This window comes from Microcoleus sp. FACHB-SPT15 (assembly GCF_014849525.1).
GTDB lineage: Bacteria > Cyanobacteriota > Cyanobacteriia > Cyanobacteriales > Coleofasciculaceae > Symplocastrum > Symplocastrum torsivum.
In genome coordinates, this window is sequence record NZ_JACJNU010000006.1 from 45,960 (window position 1) to 72,301 (window position 26,342).

Annotated in this window: 25 protein-coding genes and 1 tRNA gene; 22 read left to right on the plus strand and 4 right to left on the minus strand. The window is 42.2% G+C overall.

Translation table 11 applies throughout. The features are described from left to right. Positions 1-85 precede the first annotated feature (85 nt). The 18 genes from H6F98_RS01465 (at position 86) to H6F98_RS01550 (ending at position 19,461) form a co-directional block, all read left to right on the plus strand. Positions 86-913 (plus strand): glycosyltransferase family 2 protein, encoded by an 828-nt coding sequence (locus H6F98_RS01465; protein ID WP_192216901.1) that lies wholly within the window; start codon positions 86-88, stop codon positions 911-913. Further along, positions 910-1,479 (plus strand): DapH/DapD/GlmU-related protein, encoded by a 570-nt coding sequence (locus H6F98_RS01470; RefSeq protein ID WP_192216902.1) that lies wholly within the window; start codon positions 910-912, stop codon positions 1,477-1,479. The genes H6F98_RS01465 and H6F98_RS01470 overlap by 4 nt, the downstream gene beginning before the upstream one ends. A 44-nt stretch (positions 1,480-1,523) precedes the next feature. Continuing rightward, positions 1,524-2,621 (plus strand): glycosyltransferase family 1 protein, encoded by a 1,098-nt coding sequence (locus H6F98_RS01475; RefSeq protein WP_199348239.1) that lies wholly within the window; start codon positions 1,524-1,526, stop codon positions 2,619-2,621. A 218-nt stretch (positions 2,622-2,839) separates the two neighbouring features. Beyond that, positions 2,840-3,931, plus strand: a complete 1,092-nt coding sequence (locus H6F98_RS01480) for a VCBS repeat-containing protein (RefSeq protein WP_192216903.1) — start codon at positions 2,840-2,842, stop codon at positions 3,929-3,931. A 107-nt stretch (positions 3,932-4,038) separates the two neighbouring features. Continuing rightward, complete coding sequence (locus H6F98_RS01485; protein ID WP_192216904.1) at positions 4,039-4,728, plus strand: bifunctional 2-polyprenyl-6-hydroxyphenol methylase/3-demethylubiquinol 3-O-methyltransferase UbiG; 690 nt, start codon at positions 4,039-4,041, stop codon at positions 4,726-4,728. Between the two features lie 57 nt (positions 4,729-4,785). Further along, positions 4,786-5,706, plus strand: a complete 921-nt coding sequence (locus H6F98_RS01490; protein WP_192216905.1) for an FkbM family methyltransferase — start codon at positions 4,786-4,788, stop codon at positions 5,704-5,706. 57 nt (positions 5,707-5,763) lie between these two features. Beyond that, the gene (locus H6F98_RS01495; protein WP_192216906.1) at positions 5,764-6,774 is read left to right on the plus strand and encodes a glycosyltransferase family 4 protein; all 1,011 of its coding nucleotides are present in this window, start codon (positions 5,764-5,766) and stop codon (positions 6,772-6,774) included. Beyond that, positions 6,771-8,174: a hypothetical protein gene (locus H6F98_RS01500; protein WP_192216907.1), complete on the plus strand. Its 1,404-nt coding sequence runs from the start codon at positions 6,771-6,773 to the stop codon at positions 8,172-8,174. The genes H6F98_RS01495 and H6F98_RS01500 overlap by 4 nt, the downstream gene beginning before the upstream one ends. Continuing rightward, positions 8,134-9,387: a glycosyltransferase family 4 protein gene (locus H6F98_RS01505; RefSeq protein ID WP_192216908.1), complete on the plus strand. Its 1,254-nt coding sequence runs from the start codon at positions 8,134-8,136 to the stop codon at positions 9,385-9,387. The genes H6F98_RS01500 and H6F98_RS01505 overlap by 41 nt, the downstream gene beginning before the upstream one ends. Positions 9,388-9,745: 358 nt before the next feature. Then, positions 9,746-10,594 (plus strand): FkbM family methyltransferase, encoded by an 849-nt coding sequence (locus H6F98_RS01510; protein WP_192216909.1) that lies wholly within the window; start codon positions 9,746-9,748, stop codon positions 10,592-10,594. Continuing rightward, entirely contained in the window at positions 10,587-11,720 is a 1,134-nt protein-coding gene (locus H6F98_RS01515) for a glycosyltransferase (RefSeq protein ID WP_192216910.1), read from the plus strand. Before H6F98_RS01510 ends, H6F98_RS01515 begins: the two co-directional genes overlap by 8 nt. Before the next feature lie 103 nt (positions 11,721-11,823). Then, positions 11,824-13,020 (plus strand): glycosyltransferase, encoded by a 1,197-nt coding sequence (locus H6F98_RS01520; RefSeq protein ID WP_192216911.1) that lies wholly within the window; start codon positions 11,824-11,826, stop codon positions 13,018-13,020. Positions 13,021-13,121: 101 nt separating this feature from the next. After that, positions 13,122-14,594, plus strand: coding sequence for an MBOAT family protein (locus tag H6F98_RS01525; protein WP_192216912.1), 1,473 nt, complete (start codon positions 13,122-13,124; stop codon positions 14,592-14,594). Next, a complete protein-coding gene (locus H6F98_RS01530) occupies positions 14,569-15,513 on the plus strand; it encodes a hypothetical protein (protein ID WP_192216913.1) in 945 nt (314 codons plus the stop codon). Before H6F98_RS01525 ends, H6F98_RS01530 begins: the two co-directional genes overlap by 26 nt. Positions 15,514-15,520: 7 nt before the next feature. Continuing rightward, entirely contained in the window at positions 15,521-16,246 is a 726-nt protein-coding gene (locus H6F98_RS01535) for a bifunctional 2-polyprenyl-6-hydroxyphenol methylase/3-demethylubiquinol 3-O-methyltransferase UbiG (RefSeq protein WP_192216914.1), read from the plus strand. Positions 16,247-16,288: 42 nt separating this feature from the next. Beyond that, the gene (locus tag H6F98_RS01540; protein ID WP_192216915.1) at positions 16,289-17,449 is read left to right on the plus strand and encodes a glycosyltransferase; all 1,161 of its coding nucleotides are present in this window, start codon (positions 16,289-16,291) and stop codon (positions 17,447-17,449) included. Positions 17,450-17,545: 96 nt separating this feature from the next. After that, positions 17,546-18,505, plus strand: a complete 960-nt coding sequence (locus H6F98_RS01545; RefSeq protein ID WP_192216916.1) for a class I SAM-dependent methyltransferase — start codon at positions 17,546-17,548, stop codon at positions 18,503-18,505. Beyond that, on the plus strand, positions 18,505-19,461 hold the full coding sequence (locus tag H6F98_RS01550; RefSeq protein ID WP_192216917.1) for a glycosyltransferase family 2 protein: 957 nt from the start codon (positions 18,505-18,507) through the stop codon (positions 19,459-19,461). Before H6F98_RS01545 ends, H6F98_RS01550 begins: the two co-directional genes overlap by 1 nt. A 184-nt stretch (positions 19,462-19,645) precedes the next feature. Here the strand turns inward: H6F98_RS01550 and H6F98_RS01555 are convergent, their stop codons facing one another. Then, positions 19,646-20,053: a hypothetical protein gene (locus tag H6F98_RS01555; RefSeq protein WP_192216918.1), complete on the minus strand. Its 408-nt coding sequence runs from the start codon at positions 20,051-20,053 to the stop codon at positions 19,646-19,648. Between the two features lie 624 nt (positions 20,054-20,677). Here H6F98_RS01555 and H6F98_RS01560 point away from each other — a divergent pair. Both H6F98_RS01560 and H6F98_RS01565 read left to right on the plus strand, forming a co-directional pair. Then, a complete protein-coding gene (locus H6F98_RS01560) occupies positions 20,678-20,941 on the plus strand; it encodes a hypothetical protein (protein ID WP_192216919.1) in 264 nt (87 codons plus the stop codon). Positions 20,942-21,101: 160 nt separating this feature from the next. Beyond that, positions 21,102-22,223 (plus strand): murein hydrolase activator EnvC, encoded by a 1,122-nt coding sequence (locus H6F98_RS01565; protein ID WP_242058267.1) that lies wholly within the window; start codon positions 21,102-21,104, stop codon positions 22,221-22,223. A 332-nt stretch (positions 22,224-22,555) separates the two neighbouring features. Here H6F98_RS01565 and H6F98_RS01570 read toward each other — a convergent pair whose 3' ends face one another. After that, on the minus strand, positions 22,556-23,299 hold the full coding sequence (locus H6F98_RS01570; RefSeq protein WP_192216921.1) for a hypothetical protein: 744 nt from the start codon (positions 23,297-23,299) through the stop codon (positions 22,556-22,558). A 461-nt stretch (positions 23,300-23,760) separates the two neighbouring features. On the opposite strand from H6F98_RS01570, the gene H6F98_RS01575 reads away from it, so the two are divergent. After that, positions 23,761-23,833, plus strand: a tRNA-Arg gene (locus tag H6F98_RS01575). A 97-nt stretch (positions 23,834-23,930) separates the two neighbouring features. Here the strand turns inward: H6F98_RS01575 and H6F98_RS33060 are convergent. Further along, a complete protein-coding gene (locus tag H6F98_RS33060; protein WP_206759630.1) occupies positions 23,931-24,176 on the minus strand; it encodes a hypothetical protein in 246 nt (81 codons plus the stop codon). Positions 24,177-24,641: 465 nt separating this feature from the next. On the opposite strand from H6F98_RS33060, the gene H6F98_RS01580 reads away from it, so the two are divergent. Beyond that, on the plus strand, positions 24,642-24,887 hold the full coding sequence (locus H6F98_RS01580) for a hypothetical protein (RefSeq protein ID WP_192216922.1): 246 nt from the start codon (positions 24,642-24,644) through the stop codon (positions 24,885-24,887). A gap of 225 nt (positions 24,888-25,112) precedes the next feature. Here H6F98_RS01580 and H6F98_RS01585 read toward each other — a convergent pair whose 3' ends face one another. Then, complete coding sequence (locus H6F98_RS01585) at positions 25,113-26,015, minus strand: isoaspartyl peptidase/L-asparaginase family protein (RefSeq protein ID WP_192216923.1); 903 nt, start codon at positions 26,013-26,015, stop codon at positions 25,113-25,115. Positions 26,016-26,342 lie beyond the last annotated feature (327 nt).

Here is a 26,342-nt window from a genome sequence, read left to right on the forward strand (position 1 = left end):
TTTAACACTTAAAGATTTACCACCCCCTCCACCTGGCAAATCAGGATGGCCTTGGACAGTATCCAGCAAAGTGATACCTGAAACCATGCCTGATGGGTCAGAATTGCCTCGTCTTACTATTGTTACTCCCAGTTACAATCAAGGGAAATTTCTAGAGGCAACAATTCGTTCTGTCCTCTTACAGGGTTATCCGAATCTTGAATACATTATTATTGATGGCGGGAGTACCGATTGCTCTATTGAAGTGATTAAAAGGTACGAAAAATATTTATTTTATTGGCATTCCAAGAAAGATAAAGGTCAAGCGGATGCTATCAATCAAGGGTTAAACAAAGGTAGTGGTAGAATTTTTGGTTGGATAAATAGTGATGATGTTTATGTAAAAAGAACACTTTACAAAATCATTAAAGCATTTCAGGCTCATCCTAATTGTGTTGTTGTTCATGGGAACAGAATTTTAATTAATGAAATAGGGGAAGTAACGGGCTGGGTTTCTTTGCCTTCATTTGACCCCGAGACAGGTATTTATAATGTTTGTTCAGAAACGGCATTCTGGCAGCGTTCTGCAATGAATGAAGTGGGTTTGCTTAATGCAAATTTACAGTTTGCTATTGATTTAGAATTCTTCAGTCGTCTTTACAAGCAAGGTAAATTTCTGAAGCTTGATGACTATTTGGGTTATTTCCGTTGTTATTCTGAAAGCAAGAGTTCCACAATCGCTCATATTGGTAGAGAGGAAGCGGTAAGAGAATGGAAGCAACTATTTGGTTCTGAGAATCGAGATGGAGATTTGACCCAAAGGAAAAGCTTCTTACAATTCCTCAGACTCAGCGCAGAGCTGATTAAACAGCCTCGCTTGATTGGGATGCCCTATTTGTCATATCGCCTTTTACAACTCAACCGCAACTCATGACTCTACTAAAAGGCAATTACTTGATTAATAAATTTAAGCAAATAGTTGGGGAAGGGATTCTATATTTCACTAATCGTATTGTCAATCATATTCCCTTCCATTTTGTACGCTTAGGGTTTTATCGGAGCTTCCTAAAGTTTGATATTGGTTTAGATAGTGCAGTTTTTATGGGAACATGGTTTGATACAAAAAGCAACTTTAAGCTGGGCAACAATAGTGTCATTAATCAAAATTGTCGATTAGATAATCGTGGAGGTATTATTATTGGAGATAATGTTTCGATTTCTGCTGAGGTATGTATCTTGACAGCAGACCATGACTTACAAAATGCTGAGTTTGCAGGTCGTACTCGTCCGGTAACAATTGAGGATTATGTTTTTCTTGGGACACGAGCCATGATTTTACCGGGAGTCACTTTAGGTAAAGGTTCTGCTGTAGCAGCGGGTGCAGTTGTAACGAAGAATGTTCCCCCTTTTACTATTGTTGCTGGGGTGCCAGCTAAGCCAATAGGAATTCGGCAAGCTGATTTGCAGTATCACATCAGTTACCGTCGATTATTTTGGTAGTTTTTAATCGTAATCTCAGTAATTAAAGCTAGTTCAGTAAGACATTGATAGTTGTCACCCAAGTTGTCACAGGGCTTCCTCCTGCTGTTGATGGCATTGGAGATTATTCCCTAAATTTAGCTCGTGAACTCCGTAAGGAGTTTAGTATAGAAACGCAGTTTATTGTCGGCAATCCTAACTGGATTGGAGCAAAAGATATTGAAGGGTTTCCTGTCAATAAAGTGACGGTGCATTCTACGGCTAACCTTTTATCCTTACTGCCTAATGAGGCTCAAACTCGAACGATTGTCTTACTGCATTATGTTGGTTATGGCTACGCGAAGAGAGGTTGTCCGTTTTGGTTAGTGGAAGGCTTAGAGTGTTGGAAGCGTAATTCTGCTAGCACACATTTGGTAACGATGTTTCATGAAGTGTATGCGTCGGGGCCACTTTGGACAAGTGCTTTCTGGTTATCCAGCGTACAACGACATTTGGCTGTCCGTCTTGTTCAAATAAGCGATCGCTACCTCACCAGTAAACAAGGCTACGGTAGAATCTTACAAGAACTGGCTCAGAGCAAACAGACCCAACTGCTGACGTTACCTGTCTTTTCCACGATTGGGGAACCCAAGCAAGTACCTCCATTAGCACAACGGTATCGGCGTTTAGTCGTGTTTGGTGGATGCAGTAATCGAATCCGGGTTTATCAAAAGTCTGGGTTAGAACTGAGTGAGACTTGTCAGCGCTTGAAAATTGAGGAAATCTGGGATATTGGCCCCCCGACTGGACTGGGGTTATCAACCATTGACGGCGTACCTGTCGTAGAAATGGGTTCTCAGTCAGCCTCGAACGTTAGTGATATACTCTCAAACTCACTAGCCGCTTTCTTCAACTACCACCTTAACTATCTAGCCAAATCCACTATATTTGCTGCATACTGCGCTCATGGCATCTTACCTGTCAGTCCGCGATCGCGTAAATTACCTATAGATGGAATCATCGCCGGACGACACTACTGGAGTCCTGTTGACAATACACAAGGCTTCCATGATCTAGACGAGTTGCAGGCGATCGCAAATAATGCCTATGCCTGGTATCAAACTCATAACCTTTCAGTACAAGCGAAAGCGTTTGCCGCTTTGCTAGCCGACACAAGTAAGTAGGTATAAACTTATAGTTTGCAGTCTTCAAGGGGAAGTAGACTATCACTTCCCCAATTTTAAATCCTATAACAATTTTCGTTAAACCTACCTAACTAGACTAGATAGCTTCTAGGATAGTAATTAAAAACTTAACTCTAGAACATAGCAAAATCATGAAACCGCAAATATCTACCAACAACCAGAAGCTAACAGTTTACAAAAGCGGTTTAAAAAGAGTTATGTCTTTTTTTAATTCTCAAACAAGCTGCAAAAGACCGACAAACTTTTTTCCTTTTTTAAAGCAAATTCGTTTCCTTGTTCAGTTCTCTCGCCTAGCAAGTACGGCTTTATTAGTGTCAGTCCTAGCCAATCCATCCTTAGCTGCGTCCGATATTCCCAACAGCGATTTTAATGGAGATGGCAAATCAGATATTCTTTGGCGTCACTCTACCAATGGAACTAATCGAATCTGGATTATGAACGGTTCCACTGTTCTAACTGACCCAGTTATTAATGTTGATCAAAACTTAAATTGGAAAGTCGTCGGGACGGGTGACTTTAATGGGGATGGCAAATCAGATATCCTTTGGCGGAATCCGCTCAACGGACTCAACCGACTCTGGTTAATGAACACGGCGAATATCGTATCAAGCTCTCGTCTTCTTGATGTTCTTGATATCAATTGGGAAGTTGTTGGGGTTGGTGATTTTAATGGAGATGGAAAATCGGATATTTTTTGGCGTCATGCTACCAATGGAACTAATCGAATCTGGATTATGAACGGTTCCACCGTCCTGACCGATCCGGTTATTAATGTTATCCCAAACCTCAATCGGAAAGTCATTGGTACAGGTGACTTTAATGGAGATGGTAAATCGGATATTCTTTGGCGTAATCTGACAACTGGTGAGAACAGAGTTTGGTTGATGAACACGGCAGCTATAATCTCAAATGCTCAGCTTCCTGTGGTTAATGATATCAACTGGCAAATAGCAGGAATTGGTGACTTTAACGCGGATAACAAGTCAGATATTCTTTGGCATCATTCTACTAATGGGACTAATCGCATCTGGATTATGAATGGTTCCACTGTCTTAACTGACCCAGTTATTAATGTTGATCCAAACTTAAATTGGAGAGTCGTTGGTACGGGTGACTATAACGGAGATGGTAGAGCAGATATTCTTTGGCGTAATGCTACCAATGGTCTCAACAGACTTTGGTTAATGAACACAGCAACTATCACATCAAGCTCTCGTCTTGTTGATGTTACTGACATCAATTGGAAAGTAGTGGGTAATGGTACTCAATATTTATATCCGCCTTTTTAAGTATTGGTGCAGGGAACTAATCTTGCTTCTCGATTCCTAATGTGTGGCATTGAATACAACAAGCTCACCATTTACTTAGCACAGACCAAACTTGGGAGAAAACGTAATTGAGTACCAATCAAACGCTCAAACTCCAGCGTCAACTCGCCTCAGTTGCCAGCAATGGTATTAGCGGCGAACCAATCTATACAGCGTTTGAGCAAGTATTGACACAGCTTGAGCTTAAGGGTGATATTCTCGATTTCGGTGCTGGTACGGGATATCTAACTAGGCATCTTCAGGCATTAGGTCGTTTTACATCCCTGACTGCCATTGATATGATGCCGCGTCCCGTTAGCCTTGACGAGTCTGTGAGTTGGCTTACCTGGGATTTGAATGAGGCAGTTGATATGCCTGATCGCACCTTCGATGTGATTGTATCAGCCGAGGTAATCGAGCATCTGGAAAATCCTAGGGCGGTTGCACGGGAATGGTTTCGTTTACTTCGTCCTGGTGGAACGCTTGTTTTTAGCACACCCAATAACGAAAGCTGGCGTTCTTTATTTGCTCTTTTATTACAAGGGCATTTTGTTGCCTTCAGTGATAGCTGCTATCCTGCCCATATCACGGCACTTCTGCGTAAAGATATGGAGCGCATTCTCACGGAAGCAGGTTTTTCTGTACCCACGTTTGTCTTTAGCAATGTTGGTGGTATTCCTAAGTTCCCTACGCTACACTGGCAAACGATTTCTGCCGGGTTATTGAAGGGGGTTCGTTATAGCGATAATATCCTTGCGATCGCAAAGCGAAATTCCTAGGTTTCGCAGAGATTGCTCACTAGACTCAGTAGGTTACAATCCAGGGTTTTGGACACTATGCAACTCATCAATTATTTAAATAGACCTGAATATATTTTCAGACCGCGTCAGATCTATCAACGGCTTTTGCGATCGCGTAACCCAGACAACAAACTCTTTAAAAATGTCCTGCTTCCTTGGGGAGTTAACCTAAAAATTTCTCTAGCGCCAGGTGAAGTCGTTGGGCATTCCGTCTGGGCAATGGGAATATATGACTTGATTGTCACTGAAGTTTTATGGCGCTTGATTGACCCTGGCGAAACGGTTATAGATGTTGGGGTCAATATTGGTTATATGGCAACAATTATGGCAAAACGAGTTGGAGAAACGGGTCATGTTTGGTGCTTTGAACCCAACCCAGAAGTCTATCAAGAGTTATCTGAGAATATCAAAAACTGGCAGACAACACTTGGCTGGAATCATATTTATGCCCACAAGATAGCTCTTTCCAATCACTCTGGCGAGGCAGTCTTAAGTGTTCCTATGAGAAATCGTGAAGAAGCTTCTCTTATTTCACCTCAAGATGTTGCACCAGCGCAGGCTAGCGACGATATATTTAAAACTTATACAGTATCCTTAGAAAAATTAGATAATGTCTTAAAAACTAGGAACCACATAGGTCTTATAAAAATTGATGTTGAAGGGCACGAACTTGAAGTTCTACAAGGAGCAATAAACCTAATTACTGCTCAGCAAATTCGCGACATCATTTTTGAAGACCATAATGGGTACCCTAGCTCAGTCAGTCAATTTTTGGAAGACCATGGGTATACTATTTTCCGCATCTGGAAAGGGTTTTGGAAACCACTACTTGAATCCCCAACTAAAAAGCTAATTCACCCGTGGGAGCCACCTAGTTATCTAGCTACCAAAGACTCGTCACGCGCTAGAGAGCGCCTAAAAAAGCGAGGTTGGAATTCACTACAATCACAAAATTAGAAAACTTGATAACCCTATGCTTATAACGGTTAAAAATTAGTTTGATTAACGGGTAATGTGAAAATTTTAATTTACTCCCCTTTGTTTTATCCCAGTATTGGAGGAATAGAAACCACACTTTCTATTCTCGCTCATGAGTTTGTTAATCAAGGACATCAGGTCAAAGTTGTAACCCAGGTCGCGGCGAAAGATTCAACATCTTTTTCTTTTGAAGTTATCCGAAAACCGAATTGGCAAACTCTTTTAAAACTTACCCGTTGGTGCGATATTTATTTTCAAGGCTGCGTTAACCTAAAAGGAATTTGGCCCTTGCTCATTAGTCCTAGACCTTGGGTCGTAACGCATCAGACGTGGTATCGTCGCTTGGATGGACGTGTTGGCTTTCAGGATTATTTGAAGCGCTATCTAACACTGTTTGCCACTAATGTTTCAGCAAGCTCGGCTTTAGCTGAACATATAAAAGGGCTATCTACTGTAGTGCCTAATCCCTATCGGGAAGAAATCTTTTACGAAAGGCAAGAGATTCCTCGTGATAAAGACCTTGTCTTTTTAGGGCGATTGGTTTCTGATAAGGGAGTTGACTTACTGCTAGATGCCTTGGCTAATCTTAAACAGCTAGGCTTAAGTCCTTCATTGACGATTATTGGTAGTGGGCCAGAAGAACCTAACCTACGCCAACAGGTAAAGCAATTAGACATTGTTGAGCAAGTAAATTTCGCTGGGGCAAAAGTCGAAAATGATTTAGCTCAATTACTGAATGCTCATAAAATTTTAGTAGTGCCATCGGTTTGGGAGGAACCCTTTGGAATTGTAGCACTAGAGGGTATTGCTTGCGGTTGTGTCGTCGTCGGCTCCGAGGCGGGAGGGCTAAAAGATGCTATTGGTGCTTGTGGTGTGACTTTTCCAAATGGAGATGTTAACGCTCTAACTCAAGCTCTCTTTAATTTATTGACTAATCCTGATAAATTAGCAGCTTACCGAGAAAAAGCTGAATCACATTTGTCGCGTCACACAAAAGCGGCGGTGGCAAAAGCTTACTTAGAAGTTCTGGAGAACGTTATTCAGTGAAGTTAATTATTAGTCTACTTGCTGCTGCAATGATCTTTTATGGCTCAGCGTTGAAGTGGCGTCGTGCTGTGAAAGCCGTATTTCTGCTTCTTGTTTTAGAGGGGGCATTGCGGAAATGGATATTACCTCAAGCCAACGAGATGATTTATTTTCTCAAGGATATTGTGCTACTTGGATCTTATTTTAATTTTTATTGTTTTTCAGATTCAGATAAAAAGTTTCTTTCTAGAGTCAGTATTATAAATATTATTATTTTTATCGCTATAGGGTGGTGTTTATTTCAGGTATTTAATCCGAGCTTAGGCTCACCTATATTGGGGCTTTTTGGACTTAGAGGGTATCTTTTGTATCTTCCCCTAATTTGGATGGTTCCGTCTTTATTCCAAACAGAGGAAGAACTTTACAAGTTTTTGCGATCGCACCTTTTGCTCACTATTCCAGTTGGACTGATTGGTATTGCCCAGTTTTTCAGCCCTGCTTCAAGTTTTATTAATGCCTATTCCAACGAAGAAGCACAAGCGGTCGTTACATTCGGAATCAACTCTGCGGTTAGGATTACCGGAACTTTCCCTTACATTAGTGGCTATGGAGTTTACTTAATCGTCTGCTTCGGGCTACTGATATTTATGCTTTCAGTTAAGCAGCCACCGAGATGGCAAGTTGTCACTCTCGTTGAACTCCTTTTGGTTAGTGTTAACTCGTTTATGACCGGCTCTCGCGGTACGATTTTTGCTGAAGTTTTATTCTTGGTTGGTTATCTAGGGGCAAAAGGACTAGCTACACCAGTAAGCAGCCTGCGTTTGATTAGGAAGTTAATCCTACCAATATTAGCGATTGCCATTGCTGCCTCGATCTGGTTTCGTCCAGCTATCAATGCGTTTTGGCAGCGTGCTACTCATTATGGAGATGTACCTGAGCGGATTACATTGAGTTTCACAGAGCCGCTTGACTTTGTCCGCGTCAAAGAACTTGATAGCTATGGCATCGGTGCAACACACCAAGCCGCCCCAATCCTTCGCAGAGCCTTTGATTTGCCTGCTGGTGAAACGATTCGCGTTCCTAATGAAGGAGAAATGGGCAGAATTGTCCTGGAATTAGGGCCAATTGGTTTTATTTTTTGGTATGGTTTGAGGCTGAGCATTTTGATTTTGCTCATACACACTTTCTGGAAATTGAAACGACCCTTTCTTCGCCAGTTAGCCCTTACAGCTTTCCTGATTCAGGTAATCCAAATCAATAGTTTTCTGGTTTTCCTCAATACCTACGCCGTCTACTACTGGTTTTTCAGTGGTCTAATCTTTTTGCTCCCTCAACTGGAGCAGACAGAGAACTGGCAACGAGAACAACAATTCCAGCAAGATGTCTTATCCTCGTATTTCCCTGATTCATCCTACAGGTAATCCATTTTCTCGTCAGGCTGCGATCGCGTTTGCAGAAGTTGGTTTACTTCAAGAGGTGATAACTACAATCGCCTACGATCCAGAAGGCTCATGGTCACGGGCATTAAATCTACTACCCAAAGCCATCAAAAACCGTGTTACTCAGGAACTAGAACGCCGAACCTGGGTTCCCCCTGCGGGTGTCCAGATACAGACATATCCCCAACCTGAAATCATACGACTGGCGTTAGTAAAAACAAGTTTGTATCGTCGTTTAGGCTTCAGTTATCAAGGGCTAGCCGATCGCGTTTATGCGTCCCTAGACCGTCATGTCGCCTCGCATCATCTCCAGGGACTTGATGCCATCTATGCTTATGAAGATGGCGCAGCTACTACATTTCAAGCCGCTAAACAGCAAAATATTCTTTGCTTATACGACCTGCCAATTGTCTTCTATCCTACTAGTCGTGATATCCAGGTGGAAGAAGCTAAACGATTTCCCAAGCTAGCACCAGCATTAGATGCGACTCAAGAACCCGCTTGGAAGCTTGAGCGGAAAGAACAGGAAATCCAACTAGCCGATCACATTTTTGTCCCTTCTTCCTTTGTCCAAAATTCCTTGCTGGAGGCTGGCGCAAAACCGGAAAAAATTAGTATTATTCCCTTCGGCGCACCGATTGACTATTTCCACCCCCAACCTAAACCCGACAAACTTTTTCGTACCTTATTTGTCGGTCGTGTAGGCCCGCGTAAAGGCGTTCACTACTTATTACAAGCTTGGCAGGAATTAAGCTTGCTGGAGGCAGAATTACTATTAGTTGGGATTAACGAGTTTCCCGTAGGCTGGCTAGACCAATATACCAAGGGGATTCGCCACATTTCATCCGTTCCCCATGCTTCATTAAACCGATACTACAGTAGTGCCAATGTTTTAGTCCTGCCTTCTCTCGTTGAAGGACTTGCCTTGGTGCAGTTAGAGGCAATGGCTTGTGGTATTCCTCTAATTACTACGCCTAATGCGGGTGGCTCTGATATTGTTACAGATGGTGTGGAGGGCTTTATCATACCCGTTCGTGATGTTGAAGCGCTTAAGGAAAAACTGGAGTGGTGCTACACTCACCCGGAAGAATTAGCTCAAATGGGACAAGCGGCTAGGCACAAAGCTGAGCAACTAACCTGGGAGCAATATCGACAGCAATTAGCGAGTAAAGTACAGGAGTTTTTGAAACAGTAATTAGGGGGAATGTCACTGACTTAAGCGAAAAGTAATCGTTCGTAGAAAAACCCTGCTTGGGGGGCTTTCCCCCCCAACCCCAGAGGGGACCCCGATGCCCCCCAAACCCCCCATTGGGGGACGGAGTGCCTCCCCCAAACCCCCTGCACAAAATTTGATCGAGAGGTGGCAGAGGTTGAGTTAAATTCATTCATTCATTAAGTTAGTGCCATTCGTATTAGGGGAGTCATTAAGTACATGCACAGAATTATTTGTCATTTATTTTGTTTACCTACTAACCAAGTATAAAATTCTCAAAATCTAAGATTTTTCTTAGCTATAACTACTTAATTATTGAACGTTCAAATGCCTAAAACTGATGAAGACTATTACTCTCCCGTTACCTTTAACTTGGTTACAACCGTTTGACTTTCCTCACAAATTGGGAATCTGTGAACGACTTTTTGGTAAGGAACTGGCTCCTTATGGAGTTTGTTGGGTTCATACCGCCGCAGGCATTCCTTGGAAACTTGACTTAGGTGTAAAAACTGATCGATGGATAGTCTATGGCAAGTATGAAGGAGCAGCGTTTCTCAATTGGGCACGTAAGTTTCTGCCACCTAACGGTGTAGTTATAGATTCAGGAGCAAATATTGGTCAAATGCTGTTGTATTTGGCTCAGTGGGTACCAGAAGGTAAAGTACTTGCCTTTGAACCAGCGACGAAGCAGGCTGACTGGCTGGCAGAATGTCTGGCTGCTAATCCCACTCTACCTGTAGAACTAATCCGATGCGGTCTTGGTGCCTCGGCTTCCCAAGTGCGCCTCGCTAGCTTTGGGTCTGAGGGTCTTCACAGTTGTTGGGCTAGAGTTACTGAAACTGAGGGCGAACCTATCCAAATTGTCCGATTAGAAGATGAATTATCATCGCGCTGTATTGAGAAAGTTGATTTATGGAAACTAGATGTAGAAGGCTATGAAATTCTAGCGATGCAAGGAGTAGAGACGTTGATAAAGGAGCAACGGATTAGAGCCATCTATGCAGAATTAACGTCTGCCAATAACCATGGTCAAGCTGTCATTGATTACCTGAAGCAATTTGGCTATCAATGCTATTTATTTGAGGAAAATGGTAAACTGTATGACCCGCTAAAACAAACAGATTTTCAAGTTCCTGATTGGATAAATGGTCTGTTCTTACCAACGAATAAAAATGTAATTAATGAATAATAAAGGTTCATTAATCCATCTTTGGGTTCCTGATATTTTTGGATTTAAAGGAGGAATTCAAGTTTATTCAGCCTTTTTCTTAAAGGCTCTACAGACTTTATCTCCTTATAGTCAGTATGAGGTGTTCCTCAAGCACGATACTCATGCTTTACCTTATTTTTTGAGTGAGACGCAGTTCCAATTTTCGGGAACTGTCCCATTGGCTTTACGAACTCCTGTCTTTGCCGCGCAACTCATCGGACATGGACTCTGGCAACAACCTAACCTTGTTATCTCAACTCATGTCAATTTCACACTAGCTGCCTGTTGGCTTAAGCAAGTCGCTGGAATTCCCTACTGGGTAGTCGCGCATGGTACAGAAGCTTGGAGTATCAAGCGCCAAGGCTTGCAGAAGGCGTTGCACAATGCCGATCGCATTCTCGCTGTCAGCGGCTACACACGCGATCGCCTTCTTAAGGAACAAAACCTAAACCCTGATAAAATTTCTCTTTTACCCTGCACGTTTGAGGTAAGTCGCTTCCAAATCGCCCCAAAGCCGCAACGTTTACTGAGTCGTTATCACCTGACAGCAGAACAACCGATTATTCTCACGGTTGGTAGACTCGATAGTAGCGATCGCTATAAAGGATACGACAAAATCCTACAAGCCTTACCTGAGATTCGCCGCCAGATTCCGAATGTTCATTACATTCTAGTGGGTCAAGGAAGCGATCGCCCTCGGATTGAACAATTAATCACTCAACTGAACTTGCAAAATTGTGTAACGTTAGCTGGGTTTATTCCAGATGAGGAAATGTGCGATCATTACAATCTTTGTGATGTGTTTGCAATGCCCAGTAAAGGAGAAGGCTTTGGGATTGTGTACCTAGAAGCGTTAGCGTGTGGCAAACCTACCCTAGGGGGGAACAAAGATGGTGCAATTGATGCTCTTTGCCATGGAGAACTCGGTGCTTTAGTTGAACCTGATGATTTAGATGCGATCGCCAAAACACTTATTCAAATTTTGCAAAGCACTTATAATCATCCTATCCTCTACCAACCTGAGCTTTTACGCAAAAAAGTGATTGAAACGTTTGGGTTTGAGTCTTTCCAACAAAGGTTAGGTGAACTGATGGAAACCTCTTAACTAGAGACTGGAATTAAACCGAAGTAGAGGTAAGTTGCAAGTTCTTACACTACTTGTACAGGTTATTAACCTTCTTTCGCTCACTACTAGCTAGCCATCTACCATGAAAGTTTTGCACGTCATTCCTTCACTTGCCAAAGTTAAAGGTGGGCCGACTCAAATCACCCTAGAAATGGTTAAAGCCTTGCGTGCGCGTGGGGTTGATGCAGAAATTGCCACTACTGATGATAACGGTTTAGAACGATTCGACGTGCCACTGCGCCAACGTCTTGAATATGAGCAAGTTCCTGTCTGGTTTCTCCCCCGCTTCTCACCACCGTTGAGAGACTATATCTTTTCACCCGACTTAGCTCACTGGCTGTGGCAAAATTCCAAGAATTATGACCTTTTACACACTCATTATTTATTCTCTTTTGCTCCCACTTGTGCAGCAGCGATCGCAAGACAGCAAGGAATTCCCTACATCGCTACTCCCTACGGGATGCTAACACCTTGGGCACTGGCGCATCAAAAGCTCAAAAAGCAAATTTATTCAAAAATTGAACGTCATAATCTCAAGTCAGCCATAGCGATTCACTGTTCTACTTTGGAAGAATCACAGAACGTGCAGGATTTTCAGGTTTCAACGCCAAGTTTCGTCGTCCCTTATGGTGTGCATTTACCTACCCCGCAACCGCAAGCTAAGACGCATCTTCATCGTAGTTATGGAATACCTGAGACAACCCCAATTATTTTATTTCTCTCCCGCCTCCATCCCAAAAAGCGCCCCGACTTACTAATCGAAGCTCTTAGCAAGCTAGCTTTTAAAAATAAAAAATTTCATCTAGTTTTAGCAGGTTCAGGAGACTCAGACTATCTAAGTTATCTGACTAGCTTAGTCTCGTCTCTGGGATTAGCCTCACAAACATCAATCACTGGCTTTGTGATAGGACAAGAAAAGGATTTACTGTTGCAAGGTTCAGATATTTTCGTCTTGCCATCCTATTCTGAGAACTTCGGCATTGCTGTGGCGGAAGCGATGGCGGCTGGCTTACCCGTGATTATCACCCCAGATGTGCAAATTGCCCCAGATATTGCTGACGAATCGGCAGGTTTAATTGTCAAAGGAGAGGTTGAGGCAGTGCAAAATGCGATCGCGCAATTACTTACCAACCCAGAGTTACGGCAGAAGTTAGGTGAAAATGGCAAGCGTTTAGTAAGGCACCGCTACTCTTGGAATGCGATCGCTTCTAGCCTTAGCCATACTTATTACTCTCTTCTAGAGCAGCAACCAATTCCTCAAGCTCTAGCTTCTGAGTAACTTGAAAGTAGAAAGTGGGAAAGAAAAATTTTCCTTGTTTGTTATGAGCTTCACACCTTGAGTTTCTTATCCAACCAGGTGTCTGATATTAGCAGAAACTTATGTTATTCAACAGTTTTGCCTTCTTAGTTTTATTTTTCTTAACGTTTTTTATTTACTATATACCCGCTTTTCGGCAGCTACAAATTGTCATTCTTGTCATTTCTAGCTTGGTTTTTTATAGTTGGGACTCTCCTCCACTACTTTTTCTCCTCCTGCTCTCTATTTTCATCAACGGGTTGACTAGCTTCAAAATTGCTTCTGCTAGTAGACGTGCAAGAATAACTTGGCTTTTAATGGGTCTATCCTTTAACTTACTGATATTAAGCTTTTTTAAGTATGGAGCCTTAATAGCTAATTTATTTACTAATAATTTGGTTGAATCTGAGGATAGCATTTTTACATTTTTATTGCGCCTTCCTCTACCAATTGGCATCTCCTTCTATACATTTGAAGGGATAAGCCTTCTCATAGACGTTCTTCGCACGAAGCCTAATCAAGAAGAAGCATCATTTGTTGATGCCAGTTTCAAAAAGCACATACTTAAGACTTCATTTTTTATTGCTTTCTTTCCCCACTTAATTGCAGGCCCAATCTTAAAAGCGAATAACTTCTATCCTCAGATTAAGCCTAAGTATCTTAAGCAAATTCCTTGGGACGTTGTTTTCCGCTCTCTTGTTATCGGTTATTTCTTAAAAATGGTCATTGCCGATAACTTAAAAGACTACACCTTTTGGATTGCTTTTCCTTACTACCAATCACTCAGCACTTTTACAGGGATTGTGTTGCTCTTTGGCTATTCGATACAAATATTTGCAGATTTTGCTGGCTACTCTTTAATTGCCATAGGAACTGCGGCAGCCTTTGGTTATACTCTCCCGCAAAACTTTAATTTTCCCTATATTTCTCGCTCTCTGTCTGAGTTTTGGAAGCGCTGGCATATCTCCTTGTCAAGTTGGCTAAAAGACTATTTATATATTCCGTTAGGAGGCAATCGAAAAGGAAGGCTTAGAACTTATGTAAACCTAATGATTGTTATGGTACTGGGCGGGCTTTGGCACGGCGCATCCTGGAGTTATGCCGTTTGGGGTGCTTTTCATGGCGTGGGATTGATTCTAGAACGGTTGTTCAATGAGCGAGTTCAAACTAGGCTCAATAACTCCCTAGCCATCTGGTTAGAGTTTGTATGCGAACTCATCAAAATTGTTTTGATATTTTCTTTTGTTTCAATAGGCTGGTTATTATTTAAGCTACCTGATTTTGGTCAAGCTTTGGATTTCTTGAACACGATGAGCCATAATCTAAGGCTACCCACCAACCAAGCAGTAACTAATCCTGTCATTATTTTTTCTGTTCCAGTAATAGTCTATCATCTACTTGATTTACCCATTATACAAACTTTATCAAAAGAGTATTGTTCAAAATTAAATCTTACTTCCTGGAACATCTGTAGAGACCTAGCTTTTGGAGGAATGGTGGCAATGATTATCTTGAATAGTGGTACATCAAATGAATTTATTTATTTTCAATTCTAAGCTTCTAAAAAATTCTTTGGTGCGCTCATTAGGCATAACCTTGTTTTTACTGAGTGGTTATCATATTTTAGTAGTTGCTAGAGTGGTTGTACCGAACGAGGGGATGCACCAATGGCAAAATAACTTTATTAGAGTGCAAAGATATGCTTATCAGAGTTCTTCCAACTCAAACCTAGTTTTAGCAGGAAGTTCATTGACTAACACTCTACAAGCTTCTGAAATAGGTTTTAATGTAACTAATTTAGGCATGAGCGGTGGTTCTACTCAAACGGGTCTAGAAGTAGTTCATAAAACGTTTTCAAAACCTACGATACTCCTTGTTGAAATTAATGAAACGATAATTATCAAAGCAGATAAACAAATAGTTAATTCTATTTATAATCCAGTTCTTTACTACACTCGTCTCCATATTCCTATGCTTAGACAGGAATACCAACCTGTCGGCACTTTTTTGGCAACAGTATCCTATATCAAAGAGAGACTCAAAGAAGTTATTGGAAGGACAGCTAAACCAACAGATAGTAAGCTAGTCGGTAATATCGATCCAAACTTAACAGAACAGCTCATCTCTCAAGCGATAGAGGGCTACAAAACTCCCTTATCTAACGAAGAAAAAAAGTTATTAACACATGAGGCTGAATATATAAAGTCCCAAATTTCGCAAATCAGGAAAGATGGTGTGCGTGTGATTCTATTTGACATTCCTCGTGAGCAGCGGGTTGAGGCGACAGTAAGAGAGAAACAGCTAAAAGCCTTGATGAGGAAGCTTTTCCCAACTAACAGCTTTGAATGGTTACCAGAACCACCCCCCCGGCACTGGACAACCTATGATGGATTTCATCTAATTGGCTCAGATGCTGAAGACTATGCAGCTTTCATCGGTAATCAACTGCATCTTAAATCACTAACTGTGGACTAATCACCCCATGTCTTACTCTCAACGTATACTTCAGCAGGGTAATCACCTAACTCGTCTGGCGCATCGCTCCCGCTTCGGCACCATTCTGGATGCAATTGGTAGCACTCAATATACTCAGGCATTAGACTATGGCTGCGGCGATGGTTGGCTCTTGAAAATGGCTTATGAACAGAACTTGGTTAAGCGAGGAGTCGGCGTTGATATCGATTGGGATATGCTATCAGCTTGCAAGGATTTGTTTGCGGATATAGCTAGCTTTCAATTCTGTCAGCCTCACGAACTATCAGAGAAAATCTCTCCTAAGAGTTGCGATTTAATTATTTGCACCGAAACACTAGAACACGTTGGAGCACCGGACAAGGTTTTAGAGCAGATGTTGCGCTACAGCAAACCAGGGGCAAAAATAGTGATTTCTGTCCCGATTGAAATTGGTCCATCACTCTTTTTTAAGCAAGTCGGACGCTACATTGCCAACAGAAAGGGAAACTATGGCTATGAGCGCTACCAGTTAAGTGAGTTATTTGCTGCCTCAGTTCTCTGGGACACAAATAGCTTTCCCTCGTCTCATTCATTAAATGAACCGCTCAGGAGCCATAAGGGGTTTGACTATAGAAAAATCCAGAAATTGCTACAGCAAAAAGTAACTATTGAGCGGAGGATTTTAACGCCTTTGCCCTGGTTCGGTAGTTTGCTAAATAGCACGATTATTTGGATTTGTTCGGGTAAAAATTAATGAAGAAAATCAAGAAAGTTGTTCTTGATTTTTAAATAGTCAATGAATGATTTGAAAATTTTACTAATTTCTTCTGCTGTACCGCGAGATACTACTGCTGGCGAGGTAATTCTTTATAGGCATTTTTCACAGTCTAAACTGAAGCTAGCGATCGCAACCGATGATTTAGACGGTATCCTGGCTGAAAATCTTTTAGAAATCAGAGCGAATCTAATTCTCAATCGCTTAACACAAACAAGGCTTTCAATGTGGATTCATGATATCTATCAGTGCTTCGATCCTTTATTCCACTACAAGACTCTTCGTAATTATGTAAAAAGTTATCAACCTGACATAATCATCACAGTCGCTGAGGGTATCCATTGGATTGCTGCCCAGAAGATGTCCCAAGAATTTAATTTACCATTAGCGACAATTTTTCATGATTGGTGGCCAGACTTAGCTTCTATTCATGCTTGGGCAAAGAAATCTCTAGAACGTCGGTTTAAGCAGCTATACCAGCAAAGTGCGATCGCTTTTTGTGTGAGTGAGGAAATGCAACAACTATTAGGTAACCACCAAAATGCACAAACCCTGTACCCTATTCCTGATCGATTGACAATTGCAGAAAAAGCCATAATCCTCGCCGATGAAAAGTCATTTAACCTAGTTTATGCAGGTAGCCTTTCGGGGATCTATGCGCCAATGCTGCAAGCTTTGTCTGCGGCATTACAAGACATTCAAGAAGTACAGTTAAAATTATTCGGTCGTCCTCCAAATTGGTCAGAGTCTCAACTACAGCAGCTTAATGAACAAGGCACATATCGTGGACTGGTTTCGAGAGATTTATTGAGGCATGAGTTAAAGACAGCTAGTGCTTTACTCGTTACAATATCTTTTGACCCAAAAAATCGCCGTTGGGCAGAAACGAGTTTTCCCTCTAAGTTAGTTGAATATTGTCAATACACTAGGCCAGTGATTATTTGGGGGCCTGAATACTGTTCAGCCGTTCGTTGGGGACGCAAGTACCAATCAGCATTGGTTGTAACATCTTCATTGGCGCAGGACTTAGTGAAAGCTATCCAAGAATTGGCAACTCAACCGGAGGAGCAAACACACCTTGCCAATAAAGCTTTAGTAATGGCACAAGGAATGTTCAATCCAGTAAAAATTCAACAGCAATTTGTTGATGGTCTTTATCAAGTATGCAAAGAGTATAAATGAGCTTAATAGTGTAACGATAATAGTTTAGGATAGCGCTGTACTGCTATTATCTCTAACCTACCTACTCGGCTAGCTGAAAATAAAAAGTATTTAAGTATGTTACCTAAATTTGTTAATAATATTCTAGATAATTTATTTCTAGCAATTCTGAAGCTGTTGCCTTTTCGGATAGTTAATCGATTTCTTTGGTTGTTCCAGAGAAATCCGACTCTTGCAGATAAGTGGGAGTACTCCATTCGTAAATTTCACTACTACGAACCGTTACCAGAATTTTCAAAAATCACTCATGAGCAGGTTCTTCAACGACGTTCTTCTAGTTGTATAGATTGGCATCTAGATGCTCAAATTGACCTAGTTAAAGAATTAAGTATTTACAGTACAGAAATTCAGGAACTAGCTAATGAGCAAGCCTCTGATGCAAAGTTCGATTTCTTTAATGAGTTTTATTTTGAGTTAGATGCAGCTATTTACTATGCACTTTTAAGGAAAGTCAAACCCTCAACAATTATAGAAATCGGGTGTGGATATTCAACTCAAATTGCAGCCAAAGCGATCGCCAAAAATCAACAAGAGGGAAAGGCTGGTAAAATTATATGTATCGAACCCTATCCTGAGCCACAACTAACTGAGGCAAATCTTGAGATTCAACTTATTCCTGGACGAGTTGAAACTATAGATATGAAGGTTTTTGAGCAGTTAGGTGCAGACGATATTCTTTTTATTGATTCAACTCATACTGTTAAGTTTGGGAGTGATGTTTGTCGGGAAATCCTAGATATTCTCCCTATCATTTCTAGCGGCGTTTGGATTCACTTTCATGACATCTTCTTTCCCTACGACTACCCACCAAAATGGCTCATTGAGCAACGTAGAGCTTGGAATGAGCAATATATGCTGGAAGCGTTTCTCGCCTACAATCATAAATTTGAGGTTGTTTTAGCCAATCACTGGTTGTCTGTAGACTATCCCCAAGACGTTGCTAGATTGTGGTCTGGAGTGTTGGACTGGAAAGAGCCTTATCATCATTGTGGTAGCTTATGGCTCCGTAAAAAGTAATGCCCACTGTCTCTATCATTACTCCCTTGTATAACAAGGCTCCCTACATCGGCGACACGATTACGTCGATGCTCTCCCAAACCTACCCGGACTGGGAGATGCTGATAGTAGATAATGGTTCAACTGATGGTAGTTGGGAAAAAGCGCAGCAATTTCAAGATTCGCGTATCCACTTATTGCAGTCGCCAAAACAAGGGCCAGGGGCTGCTCGTAATTATGGACTCACATTAGCTCAAGGAGAATGGATTCAGTTTCTAGATGCTGATGATTTGTTAGCACCTGACCATTTAGAACAACAGTTAATAGCAGCAAAGGCTCATCCGGAAGCTGAGATTGTTGCCTGTCACTGGCAGGAATTTACTGATGCTAATCCAACTGAGAGGATACTTAAGGCACCAATCGGAATTGGACAACCCAATCAGATTTTGCGAGATAAAGCGATCGCATTTGCTCCTTGGGCTGTTCATGCCGCTTTAGTCAAGCGTTCAGTTTTATTGCCTGATTGTTATTGGCCAGAACAACTTGATCAATATTTAGCAGAAGATATTGCTTTCTGGTTTAAGTTAGTTAGCCAATCTACTGTTGTTTATGGGACAAGTAAGGGAGCCTTGTATCGAATGGAAACTCCCCAGTGCCGTAACCAAAGTTTTAATCTCGAAAAATGGTTTCAAGGCATTCACGCTGCAATTGAACTCAATCAGCAATACATGCTGCATACAAATAAATCCTACACACCAGCGCAATGTGATAATTTAATGATTCTTTACTCAAGTATTTACCTATTGGCACACAAGGAAAATTCACTCAGTATAGGCTTACAAGCGCTATCAATAGCATCTGAGTGGTTAAAGAACTATTTTTCTGTAGCTAAAAAGCCTAAACTAGCAATGTTCATTCGTCGTTTAATCGGGCTTAAGTTCTATTTGAATTTAACCCAAAGTAAAGTAAGTAAGTAGAACGTATTCAGCTAAAGTGGATTACACCCTTACGTGAAATTAAATCAATTTCAAAGAGAACAGCTACTCAGATATAGTGGTTTCCTGGAGAGATGAGGTACAGCAGGAGGTGTGAACTTTAGAGACAGCAAGAAAAACAAAAAAGCTGATAGCTGATAGCTGACGGCTTTGGAGCTATAAAACCTCACTTCTTTTGAAGAGGAGGTGGGTTAACAATCTGAACGGCTACATCTGTGTCAGCAATTGCCTTTTGCCAAATGGCTTGTAACACTGAGTCTTTCTCTAATCCAGCACTAATATAAGATACCTTTTCCCCAGCAACGGCGGCATTAGCTTGTGCTGCAATATCTGGATATTTAACGAATACACGTTTAAGTACTTTGTCTCGACATTGGTAGAGTGCTTCATATCCATCAACGCGATCGCATTGCCAGAACTGTAGTGCGAGTTGGTGTCCTTCCACGGCTGATTTAGTGGCGGCTAAGGCTTTGGGATCGCCAGTAGCATTCTTAGTAATATCCGCTAAATCTACAAGATCTTCCCCATATTCTTTAAAACTAATTCCTTCTGGCTCCTCAATTTTAATTTTCATTACTCTCAGTTCCTCTATTGCCGCTTTGAGAGAATTAGAAATTAGTGGAGGGGGAAGGGAAGCTGAAGTATCTTCTGAGCGAGCTAATGGAATTGGGAATTGAGAGGTACAGCTAAGCAATAATGTTGCCGTAGTGAACGTGAGCGCTAGTTTTAGTAAGTACATTTGAGGTAATCAATTAGTCTAGCGATTAGTATTTTAAACACCCTCACAATCGGGAAACGAGAGGGTGTAAAATTCAAAACCTTATTTATATCCCAATCTTACTCAGCCAGTGTGAATAGTTTGTGAATATTTCGGATTGATTATATACTTAAAGATAAGCAAAGATTAAACAATACAAATAAAGTAATTAACCAACTAAAAAATCCTAATAACTATGGGCAATAAACTGAAAAAGAAGGAAGTATTTTTTATACAATCCTCGAATAATTATTGCACTCTTAGCCTACCTTTTAACAAGCTGGAAAAGTTTTGTCAAAAAAAAGGAAAACCCTCTCGCGTACCTCTCGCGTGAGAGGGTTTGTAATCGAACTTGTTTCGCTTGAGAGCATACCGAGCTAGAAAGAGGCTTGTAAAGAAGGGCATCACTCCTCACCCCAAACCTATTTGATGTATTCAGTGATGACACGAGTGACGGTTGCGAGGATGACGACGGCAAGGCTAGAACATCTACTATATGCCCTATGGAGTGGGGCTACCCCACCTCACCTCGATTCTGTAAATCCGAGATGTAATATAGTCAAGTTTGTTTGGGTAGACACTATGCTTATTAGATGGTTGATGCCAATATTAGCGTCCCTTGCCTTTTCAACAATAGCCGTTTTAATTGCCCATCAACAACAGTCTTTTGATCTTCAGCCGCTACCCGCTTATCAGTTGCCCTAATTTCCCCTAGGCTGTCATTAAGTGTGTATTTTGCTGAAAATCGGGCATAATCATGATTTGAGGAGCTGGCGGTTTTGAGCCTGAGGGGATGGGAGCGACACTTTTTGGTTTTTTGACTCAGCTAGTGAGAGGGCTGAGACTGTTTCTACTCTGTTGGCTTTTGGCATTCACCCTTGTACTCCCAGTTCAGGCTGAACCGACCTCAACAGATGGCTCAATTAAGAACCTGCGGCAGATACAGGAACAAATTGAGCAGCAGCGATCGACTGTAGAAAAAGAACGCGATCGCCTTTCAACCGCGACAAAAGCGGCTAAGGAGCAACTAAGTGGCATACAACAGGATATCCAGTTGGCTGACACGGCATACAAGGATTACGCTTCTCAAATCGAACAGGCAAACAAGCGCCTCAAAATGTTGCAAATTGATATTGCGAAAGCTGAACAAGGCTATTACCAAAAACAGGCAGCAGCGATTGCTCGCTTGCGTTTCCTTCAACGTCAACGAGTGACGGGATTTGGTTGGGATATCCTACTCAAGAGCCAAAACCTGAACGAATTTATTGACCAACGGCGGCGAGTCAAGTTAGTGTATCAAGCTGACCAACAAAGCTTGCTGAGTTTAAAAAGCCAAGCCGATCACATTAACCAGCAAAAAAAGGAAATAGAGCAACAGAAAAACCAAATTGCTCTACTGACTCAGCAACTCCTCGCCCAGAAGGCACAGTTTGAAGCACAGCTTGCCTCACAGCAGGAATTGGTTACGCGCTTAAATAGCGATCGCCTAGCTCTAGAGGCAGCTCAAGAGCAGTTAGAAGCAGATTCCAAGGGTATTGGTATTTTGATTCAAAGAATTGTTGCTGCTGGTAAGGCAAGGCTTCGCACTCCGGTAATTTTGGGTACAGGACAGCTTACTTACCCCAGCGATGCTTCAATTACCAGCAGTTTTGGTTGGCGGCGTCACCCAATTCTCGGCTACAGTCGCTTCCATTCTGGTATAGATTTTGGTGCTAGCTATGGCAGTACGATCCGAGCAGCAGATAGGGGTACTGTAATTTTTGCAGGTTGGTATGGTGGTTATGGCTATACGGTAGTAATTGACCATGGCGGCAGCATCAGTACGCTTTATGGTCATTCCAGTAAGCTGTATGTGAGCGAAGGACAATCTGTGCAGCGAGGACAAGCGATCGCAGCAGTCGGTTCAACAGGGTTATCGACGGGTCCCCACCTCCACTTTGAAGTTCGTAAAGACGGTGCCCCAGTAGACCCCAGCAGTTACTTGTAGTCTTGTAGTCGCCTACTTTGCCTACCGCACAGTTAGTGTGCTTTGAAAGGAGTTCAGAATGCCTCTGTTGATGAGATTGTGACCCCCTAACAGAGGAAATCACTCTCAAGGATTTCACTGGGGGGGTTAGGATTGCCATCTAAAGTCGAATGGCACTGACTTAAGCGAAAAGTCATCGTTTGTTGGAAAACCCGGATTGGGGGACGTTGCCCCCCAAACCCCCCACTGGGGGACAAGCGTCTCCCCCAGTCCCCCCGCGCAAGGGTTGATCTGTCGTGATGAATTTTCTTAAGTCAGTGACATTCATCTAAAGTCTCATTAGCGTCTAAAAGCTACTGCCCTTGAAGCGGAATATTCGCAGTTACTATCTTAGGATTGGAAGTGTTCGCTTGGTTTCCACCAGATCTGTCATTGGTTGTTAGTGTCAGCGATGATGCTGACGGAGGGATTTGACCCAAAAACACAAACTCTCCATCCAGAGTGGTACCGGGTTGAACTACTAATTCTGGATTCTCTGGCGCTGGTACAAGGTTGTATTGATTACCCAAATCATCTCTGAGTACCATATCCTGGTTATCATTTAGCTTAATTGGATTTCTTGAATTATTAGTAACTGCCAGTTCTACTGTACTGCTATCTTCCGCAAAGGTTATTCCTCTAAGTTGCATCACAGAACCGTTAGGATGGTTGACTTGGAGATTAAGAGACTGTGGTGCTGGAAGGGGAGTTGCAGTTGTCTGAGCGGCAGAAGGATTAATCGCAGTTAGGTCACCTGAGTTCTCTAAATCATCAGTTGCTGCATCCGTTGATTGAGAGGTGTTATCCCCTAATGGATTGAGCGCTTGTCCAGTAGCGGCTTGATTTTGTTGATAGAGAAAGTATAGATAACCAAGCCCTAAACCCAATAGCGCTGAAATAGCTAAACCCACTATAAAAGTCCCGTAACCTTTACGGGTAGGGTTATCGCTTTTTGGTTTCGGGTAAGAGTCATGAGTAGCTATTTGACCGTTAGTAAAACGATTTTTAGGAGCTTCTCCCGTTTTGTCATTATTATTGCGATTTTGTAGAGTAGGCATTTTTTTAAATAGAACTCATTAAAAAACGATTAACAGAAACCTTAAACCCTGTATTTCAGTAGTTATCCAATGACAACCGTACCCTATTGACTAGGCTTGCTAATTATAAACTTGATTTTCTTCCTCTTAATACTCACAATAACGTCTAGAAAAATCTAAGCATTCCGCCGGAAGTCATACTTAACTGTTCCGTCGAAAGCAAGATTTTTAAGCTTTTAAGTAAGTTACGTTATGTGTAGCTGTTATATACAACGTCTCTACAGGGAAAATAACTGTATGGGAATTTGTCTCCGGATGTACTAGCTCCGGTTCACGCCTCTTCTTAAAAAAAACACGCCTTTAGAGATAGACAAGACGAAAGCTTATTGAAACGTAAAATTTTTTAGTGATTCTAGTCGCCTGACCAGATTCAAGCTATACTGTAGATTGTGATAGCGTATTATCAAAGCCGCTAAACGCAAGGGCACGTAGCTCAGTGGATAGAGCATCAGATTCCGGTTCTGAGGGTCGGGGGTTCAAATCCCTCCGTGCTCGTTTTTTTGTATGTTCGCAAATTATATGTCGCGATTCGCAGATAAACGTCGTTTTTTGCACAATTATGTCGTTTTTCGCAAATTAGCGTCGTTGACCATCAGCAATTATATGTTCGCAAATTAATTACGCCGGGAAGCAGTTGTTTGGGGCTTGGGCGATCGGGTATTGAGTCTTGAACGTTAAAAAATATTCTTTCTAGGTAGTCAAGCCAGTCATAGCTGTAAGACCCAATCTTTAACTGGCATAACCGCCGAAATAGAATTTGCGCTGGGGTACTCACATCTATAGCTCGGAAATGCGCTTCGTCACTACTATCGATGTAGCTGTCACACGGGAACGACATCAACCTTTTTTCAGGTGTAGAACCCCATGTATACGCAATGTCTCGTTCTCTGTTTACGGTTGCAATTAGTCAGTTAAACGCTTCGTAATTCTTAGGCGATCGCATTTCCTCTAGCGAGGGTAGTAGTCTGACCCAACATTAGTTTTCCTCTTAAAGCTAAGCTACGAGGCTAGATGTACGATTGCTAGTTCTTATTGATTCTATCTCAGGTTTTACAGTTACTACTCTCACTTTCTAGCTACTCTATCTATGGAAAGAGTCGATTTCAAAGATTACAGTATTGTTAAATACACAAATTGATAGCTAAGTATCTATTCTTACAAAAGATTCTAAAATGATATCCTACTTTAGTCAGTCAGCGAATGATTCTAAAGAAGGTTAATGAACGCTATTTCTAAGCATAGTATAGAGTTATAAGCCAAAACATTCTGTTTTCTTTTAAAAAATAAAGGACTTATAACAGCTATGGAACTCCAACAGAACCTCGCTCCTATTAATAGTTGCTTGACCCAGATATTAGGTGGATATGAAATAATTCCAGCCAACTTTGGGTGGCACATCCACAAAGGAGAAACCTATTTCGGACTCTTGCAATATCAAGAAACGAGAGGATGGCATGGCAGTGCCTTTAGTGAGCTTCCTCTTGACGTGCAAGAGCAACTCCAAAAGATCGCACAATTGGATTCTTCTGTACTCGATCTTGCAGCTTAGGCTGAAGTGGGTTTGAAGAAAATACCTACTTTAGTTCTGAGATGCCAACGGTTCAGAACCCCGATTTTTTAGAGACATCGGGATTCTTTGCTTCACGAATCACTAATAATAGACTTCAGGATTTAGGCATCAGCCCCCTAACACTCCTCGATTTGGGGGAATAAGCTCCAGCTTTCCCTGAATTAGAGGTTGGGGGCAAAATAATGAATGATGCGTAAGTCCTAACTATTCCTTTTGTGAATAAGGTTTTGATTCTTTCCGAGTAAACACCTCTGGCTTGTCCATTTCTGTAGTCATATAGGCGACAGCCATACCCTGCGAGTTATGCGCCCATCCAACTCGTCCCTGAGGGTCTATGAGGATGCACCCCGCCTCTCCGGTAACTTTCTGCTTGAGAGTCTCGATCGCCATTTGTGCTGCCTCGTCTGGATGTCTGTCTTGAGCCAGCAAATCGACAGCCGTCTTAGCAAGGACGACTGGGATAATCGACTCACCATCACCCGTCGTTGAGCAAGCGCCCACTTTACCGTCAGCGTACAAGCCACAACCGACTATCGCTGAGTCACCGACGCGACCAGGTGGCTGATTGGCAACGCCTCCAGTCGAGGTTCCAGCAACCAGGGTGCCACTCTCATCCAGGGCGACACAGCCAACTGTGGCAGGGCGATCCAAAACTGCCTCTTCCTTCTCCCAGTGCTGCCGTTGCTCCAAAGTGATGAGGTTCCTAGGTTTACAAATCTCGAAGCCATGCTCACGGGCGTAGCGTTCTGCGCCCTCCGAGGCTAGCAGTCTGGGTTTGTCATCCATAATCTTTCGCGCCACAGAGATGGGATGAGACACGCCCTGAACTGCTACGACTCCTCCCCAGCCTAAGTTAGAGCCATCCATCATCGCCGCGTCTAGGTACACCTCGCCGTCGGTGTCGAGAGTCGCGCCCAGGCTGGCGTTAAAGGTTGGGTCATCTTCAAGAACGCGGATAGCTGCCTCAACTGCATCTTTGGCGCTGCCGCCACGCTGGAGTATCGCCCAACCCGCTTCTAATGCTGCTGTGCAGCCATCAATATTGGCTTTAGCCTTGTCGTTTGAGATGGTTTTGGCTCCACCGTGAACAATTATGGCTACTGTCATCTATGGTTCCTTCTAAATAATTGTGAGATTTTGTAGATACTAGAAGTGAAACGGCGATAGTCAATCAGTTACACCGATTGCTGTCGTAGCGTATTCAAGCCCAAGCGCTCACTAGCTCAAATCAGCACTACTTAGGGAAAGTCTTGCTGGGCTAAGCTAGGGTTTTGTTATTTACCTGATTAACTATTGCTGTGCCTAGCGAATGAGAAAGTTCTCTATCGGTGAACTCCCCGACCAGCGGGCATTTAACACTTCTCTTATATTCAAGCGCAACCAAAAAATTAGCGCTTCATCCTTGGAGGTGTCTTACCTGCACTGAAGGAAGGG